Source organism: Sphingomonas mollis (genome assembly GCF_016427505.1).
Classification (GTDB): Bacteria; Pseudomonadota; Alphaproteobacteria; order Sphingomonadales; family Sphingomonadaceae; genus Sphingomonas; species Sphingomonas mollis.
The window spans coordinates 88,716-101,473 of the sequence record NZ_JAELXS010000004.1; the positions used below are offsets into that span (position 1 = coordinate 88,716).

Consider the following 12,758-nt stretch of genomic DNA (forward strand, 5'->3'; position numbering starts at 1 on the left):
GCGGCGGTCGTGGCGATCAATCGACGGTGGTTGACCTTGGCCGACAATCGGCATTTCCTGTGCGCGATGACGATGCCGGGAGATGTCATGGAGCAGGATCGCCGGCCGACGACGGTCGTCCACCGCATCGGGGCGGAGGGCGAGCCGCTGGCCATTATCGACGACTTCGCAGGCGATCCCGATGTGCTGCGGGCGGCGGCGGTCGTGGCGACGTTCGGGCCGGCGGACCAGCATTATCCGGGCATCCGCGCGCCCCTGCCCGATTCCTATCTGAAGGCGCAATTGCCGGTGATCGCGGCGGTGCTGGGGCGGACGTTCGGCCGGTGTCGGCGGGTGCATGTGATCGACGCGACGTTTTCGATCGTCACGGCGTCGCCGGCCGCCCTGCAACTGGGCCAGCGGTTGCCGCATATCGACGCCTATGATCGCGACCGGATCGCGCTGGTCCATTTTCTGAGCCCGACCGATACCGACGGTACCGCGTTCTTCCGCCACCGGGCCACCGGATTCGAGACGGTGACCGAGGAACGGGGCCGGGCGTATTTCGCGCAACTGAACGCCGAGGTGCGCGATGAGGAGCCGGGTCCGGGCTATATCGCGGGCGACAGCGACCTGTTCGAGCGGATCGCGGTGGTGGAGGCGCGGTACAACCGGGCGCTGCTGTATCGCAGCCGGCAATTGCATAGCGGCGCGATTTCGCCTGACGCGGTGCTGTCGGCCGATCCGGCGGTGGGGCGGCTGACCATCACCGCGTTTCTGGCGATCGAATAGGGGAATGGGGTGATGATCCTACTGGTCTTGGCGGCACAGGCCGCGACGCTGGGGGCGACGAATTATCAGGCAGATGCGCCGATGGCGGTGCCGGCCGGTCGGCCGACCTTCGCCGACGAGTTTGCGGGGCGCGCGGTCGATACGCGGGTGTGGCGGTTCGACACGTCGCGCAACGCCGCCGGCTGGTACAATAACGAACGCCAATATTATGCGAACGGCCGCCGCCGCAACGCGCGGATCGAACGCGGGGCGCTGGTGATCGAGGCGTGGCGGGAGGCGGTACGAAAGCCGCGCTTCGCCGATGCCGGCGGGCAGGATTATACGTCCGCCAAGCTCGTGTCTCGACGGGCGCTGGGGTACGGGTTCTACGAAATCCGCGCGAAGCTGCCGTGCGGACGCGGTAGCTGGCCAGCGATCTGGATGCTGCCGACGGGTGGGACGTGGCCGGATCAGGGCGAGATCGACATCATGGAGATGGTCGGCTGGAACGCCAATGTCGTCCATGCGACCGTGCACAGCAAGGCGTTCAACCATGTGAAGGGAACGCAGCGCGGGGCGGAGACGCGGGTCGCCACGAGTTGTACCGCGTTCCACCGCTATCAACTCGATTGGGGGCCGACATCGATCAGGATCGGGGTCGACGGACGGGCGTTCATGGCAGTGGCCAACGACCAGCCGGGCGGTGCGGCGGCGTGGCCGTTCACGCGGCCGTATCAGTTGATCCTGAACCTGGCGGTGGGTGGCGATTGGGGCGGCAAGCAGGGGATCGACGATGCCGCCTTTCCACAGCGGATGACGGTCGATTATGTCCGGTACTGGGCGCGGACCCGCTAGCGATACTGGCGTACGCCGAGCATGACGACGCCCCCGGTGAGCGTCAGTACCGCGAGCAGCAGCATGACCGCGTCGAAATCCTGCGGGGTCGCTAGCAGCCACGTCAGGATCGGGCCGAGCAGCCCCGGCAACGTATTGGTGAGGTTGAGCAGCCCCAGATCGCGGCCACGGTGACGGGGATCGGGCAGCAACTGCATCGCAAAGGCGGCGTGGAGGACGAGGAAGACGGCCGAGCCGACCTCGTACACCATGAATGCGGTCGCGGCGGTGGCGAAGCGGTCGGCGAGCGCCATGCCCGTCAGGCCCGCCGCCGATACGATCGCGGCGCCGAGCAGGAAGGGCTTGCGACGGCCGATCCGGTCGGACAGCCGCCCGGCCAGCAGGGCGATCGGCAGCGGCATGATATAGGCGACCGTCAGCAACGTCGCCGCCGAGGAGGCCATATCGGTCGCGGGGACTGCGGGCGCGATGCTGATGAGGTAATAGAAGAGATAGACGAACAGGACGTTGCCGGCGATCTGCACCAGCAGGCGCGCGATCCAGGCGAGGGCGAGATCGCGTTCGAGCCGCGTTTCCGCGACCGGTGCGGCCATCGTGTGGGCCGTTCGCTGGCCACGGATCGCCAGCAGCGGCGCAACGCAGGCGGCGGAAATGAGGGGAATGATCGCAAGGCGCGCGCCCTCCCCCAGCAGACCGATGCCGATCAACGTCGCCGACAGCGCCGAGGCGACCGGGTTCGCGAGCGCCAGCAGTCCGCCGGCCACGCCCCGCCGCTCGTCGGGAATCTCGTCGGCCATGATCGCGAAGAGCGGCGCCAGCATCGCGTTAATCGCCACCTGAAACGCCACGATCGCCAGCAGCAGCGCCATCGATGATGCAGCCTGCGCGATGGCGATATAGCATAAAGCGGTGGCAACGATGCCGCCCGCCATCCAGCCGCGCCGGCCGCCGCCACGGGCGACCGACCGATCGCTGAGCCAGCCGAACAGGATGTTCGACAGACTGGCCGCCACCGCCCCGCCGATCACGGCGGCGGTGATGACACCCAGCCGGGCATCGCCCGCAACCGCCTGCGCCTTGATCGGCAACAGCATCGTCAGGAGCGGCAGATAGCCGATCACGCCGCCGGCATGGGCCAGCGCGACGATGCCGAGAAACAGGGTCACGCGACGACCCGTCATCCCGCCGGCTTGATGATAGCGGGCCGTTGGTGTTGCTGAACTGGCCGGCAATCCGGTCCCCTCCCCGTACAAGTACCTATCCCTAAGCGCTGATCGAAGCGGGAGCGAGCGTGCAGTGGTAGGGCGATCCAAGGGAACGTTCACAATTAAGCCCGCCACACCCGCCGACAGCCTTGACAAGGTCGCCCAAAGGATCAAAGTGAACGTTCACAGGAGAACGGCGCGGAACAACCGGCGTCGGCTGCAGGGGAGGATTATGATGCGTGGCTTCAGGGCTCGCTCGCTATCGCGTTTGGTCATCGGCACATCGGCGCTCGCGCTGGTCGGCCTGCCCGGCATGGCCGCGGCACAGGACGCGGCGGCCACGGTCGGCAACCCCGGCCCTTCCGATATTCAGGATACACCCGCAACCAGCGAACCGACGACGGGCGACGACATCGTCGTGACCGGCATCCGCGCGTCGCTGCGCGAATCGGTGGATATCAAGCGTGACGGTCAGGGCATCGTCGATGCGATCTCAGCCGAGGATATCGGCAAGTTCCCCGACACCAACCTGGCTGAGTCGCTGCAGCGGATCACCGGCGTGTCGATCGACCGGTCGAACGGCGAAGGGTCGTTCGTCACGGTTCGCGGCTTCGGACCCGAATTCAATCTGGTGACGCTGAACGGTCGCCAGATGCCGACATCGTCGCTGGGCGACGGCCTGAGCGCGCCATCGTCGCGCTCGTTCGACTTCGCCAATCTGGCGTCGGAGGGAATTTCGGCGGTCGAGGTGTACAAGACCGGTCGCGCCGCCGTGCCGTCGGGCGGCATCGGATCGTCGATCAACATCCGCACGCCCCGCCCGCTCGACAAGCCGGGCCTGCGCGGCAGCATCGCCGCCAAGGGCGTGCTTGATGCGTCGCGCAACGGCAAGGACCCGATCACGCCGGAAGTATCCGGCATCATCTCGACCACGTTCGCCGACAACCGGATCGGCGTGCTGCTGACCGGCATCTATCAGCGGCGCAAGGCGAGCGTGAACAACGCCAGCGTCGGGTATCGCGACGGGTATCTGGGGTCGGAGAACAACTGGGGTTCGCTGGCGCAACCGGGCGATCCGCGTGCCGCGAACATCACCAACCGACCCGACGCGACCGACGTGTACGAAGTGCCGCAGAATGCCGGGTATGATTTCACCGACATCGATCGCGAGCGGATCAACGGGCAGCTCGTACTGCAATTCCGGCCGGTCGAAGAACTGACCGCGACGGTCGATTACACCTACTCGCGCAATGACATCGAGGGCCGCAACAGCAGCGTCGGCATCTGGTTCAACCACAACGACACGTCGAGCGCGTGGACCGATGGTCCGGTCGCCGGCCCGGTGTTCTACACCGAACGTTTCGGGGCGAACGAGGGCAAGGATCTGGCCTATAGCGGCGCGCTGACCACCAGCCGCAGCGAGAACAAGTCGCTGGGCGGCAACCTGACGTGGAACGCGCCGGGCGGCGTGACGATGACGCTGGACGCGCACCATTCGACCGCGGAATCGAAGCCGACCAACCGGTATGGCAACAGCGTGTCGGTGGGCAACGCGGTGTTCGGCATCCAGAACCAGACGATCAACTTCGAGAACTACCTGCCGGTGCTGTCGTACAATATGTACCCCGGCATCGATCCGCTGAACGTCTCGCTCATCACGCCGACCGGCAACGCGTTCCGCAATTCCTATTTCAAGGACCGCATCAACCAGGTGCAGCTGGCAGGTCATTACGACCATGACGGCGCGTTCCTGGACAGCATCGATTTCGGCGTATCGTATGTGAACAACAAGGTGCGATCGGCATACGGCGTGATCCAGAACGATACTTGGGGCGGCGCCGGGCCGGCATCGGACATTCCCGACGACATCTTCCACCTCGCCACCGTCCCCGACAAGTTCGACGGGCTGGGCGGCGCGAACGATCCGGCGATCATCAAGCAATTCTACACGTTCGATTTCGAGCGGATGGTCGAGCTGATCGACCGGCTGTACAAGACATGCGGCGGCGACAACGACTGCCGAGCGCCGTTCAACACCGACCGGCGGACGACCGAAAAGACGTTGTCGCCGTTCATCCAGATCAACAACAAGTTCGATCTGTTCTCCCGCCCCGCACATCTGATCGCGGGCGTGCGGTACGACCAGACGCTGGTCAACTCGTCGGCGCTGGTCCCCGTGCCGTCGGGCACGCGGTGGGTGTCGCAGAACGAGTTCGGCGTGATCTATTCGGGGGCCAGCGCCTTTACCCGATTCAAGGGCGAATATCAGAACTGGCTGCCCGCGTTCGATTTCGACATGCAGCCGATCGAGAACGTGAAGCTGCGCGCGTCGTACAGCCATACGATCACGCGTGCCGATTATGCCAGCCTGCAGGGCGGGCGGACGATCGATCAGCTGTTCCGCGTCGGCGGCGGTACGGGGCAGCAGGGCAATCCCGGCCTGATCCCGTACAAGTCGAAGAATATCGATCTGTCGGCGGAATGGTATTATTCGCGCGAAAGCTACATCTCGGTCGGGTATTTCCACAAGGACGTGGAGAATTTCATCTCGTCGACGCAGGTCAATACGCCGGCGTTCGACCTGACCAATCCCGCATCCGGTCCGCGATACCGGGCGGCGGTGGCGGCGCTGGGTGCGAATGCCAGCGGCGGGGCGATCCGGGATTATATCTTCACCAACTTCCCCTCGACCACGCGGCCCAACCTGAACGCGGCGGGCGGCTTCGTGCGGGATGCGACGGGGTTCATCACCGGCGACATCTTCGGCGTGGCGGGCGACGATCCGGTCAATTTCCAGATCGGCACGCCGGTCAACAGCGACCAGACGGGCAAGATCGACGGCTTCGAATTCGCGGTCCAGCACCGGTTCTGGGATACCGGGTTCGGCACCATCCTGAACTATACGATCGTCAACGGCGATGCCCGGTACAACAACGCCCTGCCCGCCTCGGTCACGCAATTTGCGCTGGTGGGATTGAGCGACAGCGCCAACGCGGTCGGCTATTATGACAAGAACGGCATCCAGGCGCGTGTCGCATATAACTGGCGGGCGGAATTCCTGGCGAGCACCGGCATCAACCCGACCTATGTTCAGGCCTATGGCCAGGTCGATGCCAGTGCCAGTTATGAATTCACCAAGGGGCTGACGGCGTTCGTCGAGGCGATCAACCTGACCGGATCGAGCCGGCGCGGGCACCGACGGTCGGACAACAACGTGACGTTCGTGCAGCCGGGCTATGCGCGCTATTCGGCGGGGATGCGGTTCTCGTTCTGATGGCGATGGACCTGCCGGTGGGGTGGCTTTTTCCGTCGCCCGGCGGCAGGTCTATTGCGATCGGGGTCCAGTGAAGACGGGAAACACGGTGGATACGCCAGTCGCCCATATCGTGATCGTCGGCGGCGGTACCGCCGGGTGGCTGGCGGCGTGCCTGATCGCGGCGCGGGCCGATCCGGCGGCATCGGCTCCGTTGCGCGTCACGCTGGTCGAATCGCCCGACGTGCCGACGATCGGCGTCGGCGAGGGAACATGGCCGACGATGCGGCGCACGCTGGCGCGGATCGGCATCGACGAGGCGGATTTCCTGACCGCGTGTGACGCGTCGTTCAAACAGGGATCGCGGTTCGACGGGTGGGTGACGGGAGCGGCCGGCGACAGCTATCTGCATCCGTTCGTCGCACCGATGGAGGGCGATCCGGCGGCGGTCGTGGCGGCATGGCGCGATCATGGCGCCGACTTTGCAGGGATGGTGAGCGCGCAACCGCATGTCTGTGCGCGCGATCTGGCGCCGCGGCAGCGGGGGATGCCGGGTTATGCCGGCGCGCTGAATTATGCCTATCACCTCGATGCGGCCAAGCTCGCCGCGCTGCTGATGCGCCATGCGACGGAGCGGCTGGGTGTTCGCCATGTCCGCGACCATGTCGTCGGCGTCGACAAGGCGGCGGACGGCGATATCGCGGCGGTGCGGACGCGGGAATCGGGTGCGATCGGTGGCGATCTGTTCCTCGACTGCACCGGCCATGCGGCGCTGCTGATCGGTGGCGAATACGGCGTCGGGGTGATCGACCGCAGCGGCGAGTTGTTCAACGACCGGGCGCTGGCGGTGCAGGTGCCGGTGGCGGCAGGATCGCCGATCGCCTCGCAGACGAACGCAACCGCGCATGGAGCCGGCTGGATCTGGGATATCGGCCTGCCGACGCGGCGGGGCGTGGGGTGCGTGTATTCGTCGGCCCATGCCAGCGATGACGAAGCGATGGACACACTTATGGCGTATCTGGGCCGTGCCGCACCGGGCGTCGGGATGAACGCGCTGTCGGTGCGACGGCTAACCTTCCGGTCGCAGCATCGCGAACGGTTCTGGGTGCGCAATTGTCTGGCGGTCGGACTGTCGGCGGGGTTTTTAGAGCCGCTGGAGGCATCGGCGATCGTGCTGATCGAATTGTCGCTGGATGCGCTGCTCGACCATTTTCCGGCGACGCGCGGGGTGATGGACATTCATGCCGCTCGCTTCGACGCGCTGTTCCGCTATCGCTGGGACCGGATCGTGGAGTTCCTGAAGCTGCATTATGTGCTCAGCCGGCGTGACGAACCCTATTGGCGCGATCACCGCGATAGTGCGACGATCCCGCCGCGGCTGGCGGAGCTGTTGCAGGTATGGCGTCACCAGCCGCCGTTGCGCACCGATTTCGGGATGATCGACGAGGTGTTTCCGGCCGCCAGCTATCAATACGTCCTGTATGGCATGGGATTTCCACCGCCCCGCCCGGCGATCGTGCGGGGAGATGCGCGCGCCGACATGGCGCAGTTGCTCCGCGGCGTCGACCAACGCGCACGGACGCTTGCGGCCAGCCTGCCGACCAATCGTGCCTATCTCGACGCGTTGCGCAATGTCCGCGCAGCGCCAGCCATGGAACATAGCGCCTGACATGCCCGACCATGTGATCCTCGCCGCCGAAACCCATCGCGACCTGCGTATCCGCACCGATCATGCGGCCGATACGGCGATGTCGTGCATCACCGTGCCGACCGAGTTCCGGCGGGTGCAGAACGAATATCCGATTCTGTTCCGGCTGAACCAGGAAAGCGGCGAGTTCACCGCGCTGGCGCTGTTCGGGTTCGAAATCGGCGAGAACCTGTTCCTCGACAATGATCGCTGGGACGCGCGGTATCGGCCGCTGGCGATCGACATCCAGCCCTTCCTGATCGGTCGCCACCGCGACGGATCGGACGTGCGACAGGTGCATATCGACATGGCGAGCGCGCGCGTCAGCCGTGACGACGGCGTGCGGGTGTTCGACGAGCATGACCGGCCGACGCCGTTTCTGGAACGGATCATCGACCAGTTGCGCGCGCTGGACGAGGGATATGTCGCATCGGCCGGCTTCTTCGCCGCGCTGCGCCGGTACGACCTGCTCGAACCGCTGACGCTGGAGATCACGCTGGATGACGGATCGACCAACCGTCTGGTGGGGTTCCATGTCATCGACGAGGAGCGGCTGGCGGCGCTGGACGAGGCGGCGCTGGGCGACCTGCACGGGGCGGGACATCTGATGCCGATGTTCATGGCGCTCGCCTCGCTCGGCAATATTGGCGATCTGGTGGCGCGCAAGAGTCGACGTGGTCGGCATGGCTGAGGACATCTTCGCCACCCTGCCCCGCCTGCCGGAGGTCACGATCGAAAGCCCGGCGGCGCTGGATGCGTTGCTGCGCAACCGGACCGAGCCGGTGGTGATCCGCGGGCTGGTCGATGGCTGGCCGCTGGTGAAAGCGGGCCGCCGGTCCGGGGCGGCGGCGCGGGAGTATATCGTCCGCCATGCCCGCGATCTGCCCTTCACCGTATCGGTAGGCGCGTCGCATAGCGGCGGGCGGCTGTTCTACGACGACAGGCTGGGCATGAATTTCCAGACGCTGCGCGCGAAGCTGCCCGAGATATTCGCGCAGATCGCGGCGGGTGAGGACAAGCCGGTGGCGCCGCCGATCTATCTCGCCTCGATCGACCTCGCCGCGTTCTTCACCGGCCTGCACGAGGCCAATCATGTCGATCTGGGCGGGCGGACGGCGCTCGCCAGTATCTGGATGGGCACGCGCACGCGGATCGCCGCGCATAACGATGTGCCGCACAATCTGGCCTGTGTCGCGGTCGGCCGGCGGCGCTTCACGGTCTTTCCGCGCGAGCAGTTCCGCAACCTGTATCTGGGGCCGGTCGACAATACGCCGGCGGGTCGCGCGGTGAGCATGGTGGATTTCCATGCGCCCGATTTCGATCGCCATCCCCGCTTTCGCGAAGCCCTGTCCTACGGCGCGGTCGCCAATCTGACGGCGGGGGACGCGATCTATATGCCGTCGCTGTGGTGGCATCATGTCGAAGGGCTGGACCCGTTCAACGTGCTGGTGAATTACTGGTGGCGCGAGACGCCGCGGTGGCTGGGCCAGCCACAGGATGCGCTGAACCATGCGATGCTGGCGATCCGCGATTTGCCCGACGACGAGAAGCGATACTGGCGCGACATGTTCGATTATTATGTGTTCGATAACGACGCCGGCGTGACCGCGCATATCCCGGAGGCGGCACGCAGCGTGCTGGCGCCGATGACGCCCGAGAGCGCCGGCCGCATCCGTGCTTTCCTGTTGCGGGCGCTCAGCCGATGAGCGCCGGTTCCGTGCAGGGGAGTTCGATGCGCCGTGTCGTCATCGCCGGCGGCGGTACGGCAGGATGGATGGCGGCGGCGGCGATCGCGCGCACGATGGGCCGCACGGTCGATCTGACGCTGGTGGAATCGGATGCGATCGGCACGGTCGGGGTCGGCGAGTCCACGATCCCGCCGCTCGTTACCTACAACCGGCTGCTGGGCATCAACGAAGCCGATTTCATGCGCGCCACGCAGGCGACGTTCAAACTCGGCATCCTGTTCGACGACTGGAGGGAGCGCGGCCATCGCTATTTCCATTCGTTTGGAATGACCGGCAAGGATCACTGGTCGGCCGGTTTCCAGCATTTCTGGCTGTACGGGCAGGAGAAGGGCCACCACCAATCGTACGACGACTATTGCCTGGAACTGGTCGCGGCGATGCAGGGCAAGTTCGCGCATCTGCCCGACGACCGGGTCAATTATGCCTATCAACTGGATTCCACGCTCTACGCGAAATTCCTGCGCGGGATGGCGGAGGCGGACGGCACGACGCGGGTCGAGGGGCGTATCGCGCAGGTAGAGCTGGACGGTGAGCGTGGCGACATCGCTGCGCTGGTGCTGGAATCGGGCGCACGGATCGAGGGCGACCTGTTCATCGACTGCACCGGTTTCCGCGCGCTGCTGATCGAACAGGCGCTGCACGCGGGGTTCGACGACTGGACGCATTACCTGCCCTGCGACGCGGCGATCGCGGTACAGACCGAAAGCGTGCGGCCCGCCCTGCCCTATACCCGCGCGATGGCGCATGATGCGGGGTGGCAGTGGCGCATTCCATTGCAGCACCGGACGGGCAACGGCATCGTGTATTGCAGCCGATATCTGGACCGGGATGCCGCGCTCGACCGGTTGCTGGGCAATATCGAGGGGCGGACGCTGACCGAGCCGAATATGCTGCGCTTCGTCACCGGCGCGCGGCGGCGGCAATGGCACCGGAACTGCATCGCGATCGGCCTGTCGGGCGGGTTTATGGAGCCGCTGGAATCGACCAGCATCCACCTGATCCAGCGCGCGGTGCTGCGGCTGCTCCGGCTGTTCCCGATGCGCGGGATCAGCGAGCGCGACGTGGCCGAGTTCAACGACCAGCAACATACCGACATGCTGCAGATCCGCGATTTCCTGATCCTGCATTACAAGGCGACCGAGCGGCGCGACAGCGCGTTCTGGCGGCAATGCGGGGCGATGCCGATTCCGGATTCGCTGGACCAGAAGATCGAACTGTTCCGCGAAACCGGCCGCGTATTCCGCAAGAACGAGGAACTGTTCGCGGAGAACAGCTGGGTGCAGGTGATGATGGGCCAGGGGATCGTGCCGCGTGCCTATCACCCGATCGTCGGCAAGCTGCGCGACGACGAACTGGCGCGGTTGCTGGCGACGTTGCGTGACGAGGTGGGGCGGACCGTGGCGGGGTTGCCCGACCATGCCGCCTATGTCGCGCGCTATTGCGGTGCCATGGCGGCGTGAGCGGTAGCGTGAGCAGCAGTGGAGCGCGAGTTACACGACGACGGCAGGCGGTGACGATCAAGCACGTCGCGGCCGATGCCGGCGTGTCGTTGCAGACGGTCAGCCGAGTCATCAACAAGGAGCCCAATGTCCGCCCCGAGATGATGGCGCGGGTACAGGCGTCGATCCAGAAACTGGGTTACGTGCCCTCGATCGCGGCGCAGCGGATGGGCGGGTCGCGATCGTATTTGATTTTGGCGCTGAACGACCGCGAGCGGACGATCGCGGACTGGCGCAACCGGCAGGGCACGGACTGGGTCGACCAGATGCTGCTGGGCGGGATGCTGAAATGCGCGGAGCACGGCTATCGCCTGATCGTCGAGCTGGTCGACACCCATAGCGACCATATCGAACGCGAGTTGCTGGCGGCGATCGCGGCGTTGCAGCCCGATGGCGTGATCCTGACGCCGCCGCATTCGGGCAATCCGATCATTATCCGGCTGCTGGATGCACAGGGCATCCGCTTCGCCCGGATCGGGTCGCTGCAAGAGGGGCCGGGTTTCACGCTCATCATGGATGACGAACGCGCGGCGCGATTGGCGACCGAGCATCTGCTGGCGCTGGGCCATCGGCGGATCGGCTTCATCGCCGGGCCGGCGGAGTATGAATTGAGCGGCTGGCGCGTGACCGGCTGGCGCGCGGCGATGGCGGCGGCGGGCGTCGCGGACGAAGCGTTGCTGGCGACCGGCGATTTCAGCCATGCGTCCGGGCGGGCGGCGGCGATCGGCTTGCTTGCCCTGCCCGATCCGCCGACCGCGATCATCGCCAGCAACGACCAGATGACGCTCGCCACGCTGGACCTGATGCGCGAGCGGGGGCTGAGCGTGCCCGGCGACCTGTCGCTCGTCAGTTTCGACGACACGCCGATCGCGCGGCTGGCGCATCCGCCGCTGACCGCGGTGATGCAGCCGATCGCCGATGTCGCGTCGCGCGCCGTCGAGCTTATCATCGGCGATTATGCGGGCGAACCGACGCCGGCGATGCCGGTGGTGGTGCCGGCGGGGCTGCAACTGCGCCAGTCGACGGCGGCGCCAGCCACCCGGACATAGGCGGCCGGCTGGACGTAGCGGGCGCCGGCCCCTATATACCGCTCGGTATGAAAAGTTTGTGTGCTCTTACGGCCGTCAAGGGTCGCCCGCGCGAGTTCGATCTGGACGATGCGCTGGCGGCGGCGCTGCGCGTGTTCTGGCGCAACGGATACGAGGCGGCGTCGATGGCCGAGCTGACCGCGGCGATGGGGATCACCAAGCCCAGCCTGTACGCGGCGTTCGGCAACAAGGAGGCGCTGTTCCACAAGGCGCTCGACCTCTACGAGCGCGAAAAGCTGGCCTATATGACCTCTGCGCTCGATGCGCCGACCGCGCGCGGTGTGGCGGAGCGGTTGCTTCGCGGCGGGCTGGCGATCCAGACGAGCACCTGCGATCCCAAAGGCTGCCTGGGCGTCATCAGCGCAGCGGCGTGCGGCGCCGAGGCGGAGGCGATCAAGGCGGAGGTCGTGAAGCGGCGTGCTTCGTCGGAGGCAGCGCTGATCCGTCGGTTCGAGGAAGCGAAGGCGGCGGGCGAGTTCCCCGACGGGTTGGAGGCGCCGGCGCTGGCGCGATACCTGTTCGCGATCATGCAGGGGCTGGCGATCCAGGGCGGGTCCGGCGCAACCTGCGCGGAACTGGGCCAGCTCGTGGAAACCAGCCTGTCGGTGTGGCCGACCAAATAAAAATACCGTCCGGTATAAAAGTCTGTTGACGCGGTGATGGCCGCTTTATA

General features: G+C 66.1%; 10 protein-coding genes. 9 read left to right on the plus strand and 1 reads right to left on the minus strand.

Translation table 11 applies throughout. From position 1 onward, the window contains the following. Nucleotides 1–9: 9 nt before the first annotated feature. The gene (locus tag JAO74_RS08345) at nt 10–771 is read left to right on the plus strand and encodes a DUF6445 family protein (RefSeq protein WP_332908763.1); all 762 of its coding nucleotides are present in this window, start codon (nt 10–12) and stop codon (nt 769–771) included. A gap of 12 nt (nt 772–783) precedes the next feature. Next, nucleotides 784–1,605, plus strand: a complete 822-nt coding sequence (locus tag JAO74_RS08350) for a glycoside hydrolase family 16 protein (RefSeq protein ID WP_233150810.1) — start codon at nt 784–786, stop codon at nt 1,603–1,605. Here the strand turns inward: JAO74_RS08350 and JAO74_RS08355 are convergent. Further along, complete coding sequence (locus tag JAO74_RS08355; protein ID WP_332908764.1) at nt 1,602–2,771, minus strand: MFS transporter; 1,170 nt, start codon at nt 2,769–2,771, stop codon at nt 1,602–1,604. The two genes, JAO74_RS08350 and JAO74_RS08355, sit on opposite strands and share 4 nt — an antisense overlap. A 274-nt stretch (nt 2,772–3,045) precedes the next feature. Between JAO74_RS08355 and JAO74_RS08360 the strand changes: the two genes are divergently transcribed. The 7 genes from JAO74_RS08360 (at nt 3,046) to JAO74_RS08390 (ending at nt 12,708) form a co-directional block, all read left to right on the plus strand. Then, nucleotides 3,046–6,084, plus strand: coding sequence for a TonB-dependent receptor (locus JAO74_RS08360; RefSeq protein ID WP_199036959.1), 3,039 nt, complete (start codon nt 3,046–3,048; stop codon nt 6,082–6,084). A gap of 88 nt (nt 6,085–6,172) precedes the next feature. Then, nucleotides 6,173–7,732 (plus strand): tryptophan halogenase family protein, encoded by a 1,560-nt coding sequence (locus JAO74_RS08365; protein WP_199037376.1) that lies wholly within the window; start codon nt 6,173–6,175, stop codon nt 7,730–7,732. A 1-nt stretch (nt 7,733) separates the two neighbouring features. Further along, the gene (locus JAO74_RS08370) at nt 7,734–8,441 is read left to right on the plus strand and encodes a SapC family protein (protein ID WP_199036960.1); all 708 of its coding nucleotides are present in this window, start codon (nt 7,734–7,736) and stop codon (nt 8,439–8,441) included. After that, nucleotides 8,434–9,456 carry a cupin-like domain-containing protein gene (locus tag JAO74_RS08375; RefSeq protein ID WP_199036962.1) on the plus strand — a complete coding sequence of 341 codons (1,023 nt, stop codon included), beginning with the start codon at nt 8,434–8,436 and terminating at the stop codon, nt 9,454–9,456. Before JAO74_RS08370 ends, JAO74_RS08375 begins: the two co-directional genes overlap by 8 nt. Further along, complete coding sequence (locus tag JAO74_RS08380) at nt 9,453–10,958, plus strand: tryptophan halogenase family protein (protein ID WP_199036964.1); 1,506 nt, start codon at nt 9,453–9,455, stop codon at nt 10,956–10,958. The genes JAO74_RS08375 and JAO74_RS08380 overlap by 4 nt, the downstream gene beginning before the upstream one ends. Nucleotides 10,959–10,966: 8 nt before the next feature. Next, nucleotides 10,967–12,046, plus strand: a complete 1,080-nt coding sequence (locus JAO74_RS08385) for a LacI family DNA-binding transcriptional regulator (protein ID WP_332908765.1) — start codon at nt 10,967–10,969, stop codon at nt 12,044–12,046. Nucleotides 12,047–12,093: 47 nt separating this feature from the next. Continuing rightward, a complete protein-coding gene (locus tag JAO74_RS08390; RefSeq protein WP_199036966.1) occupies nt 12,094–12,708 on the plus strand; it encodes a TetR/AcrR family transcriptional regulator in 615 nt (204 codons plus the stop codon). Nucleotides 12,709–12,758 lie beyond the last annotated feature (50 nt).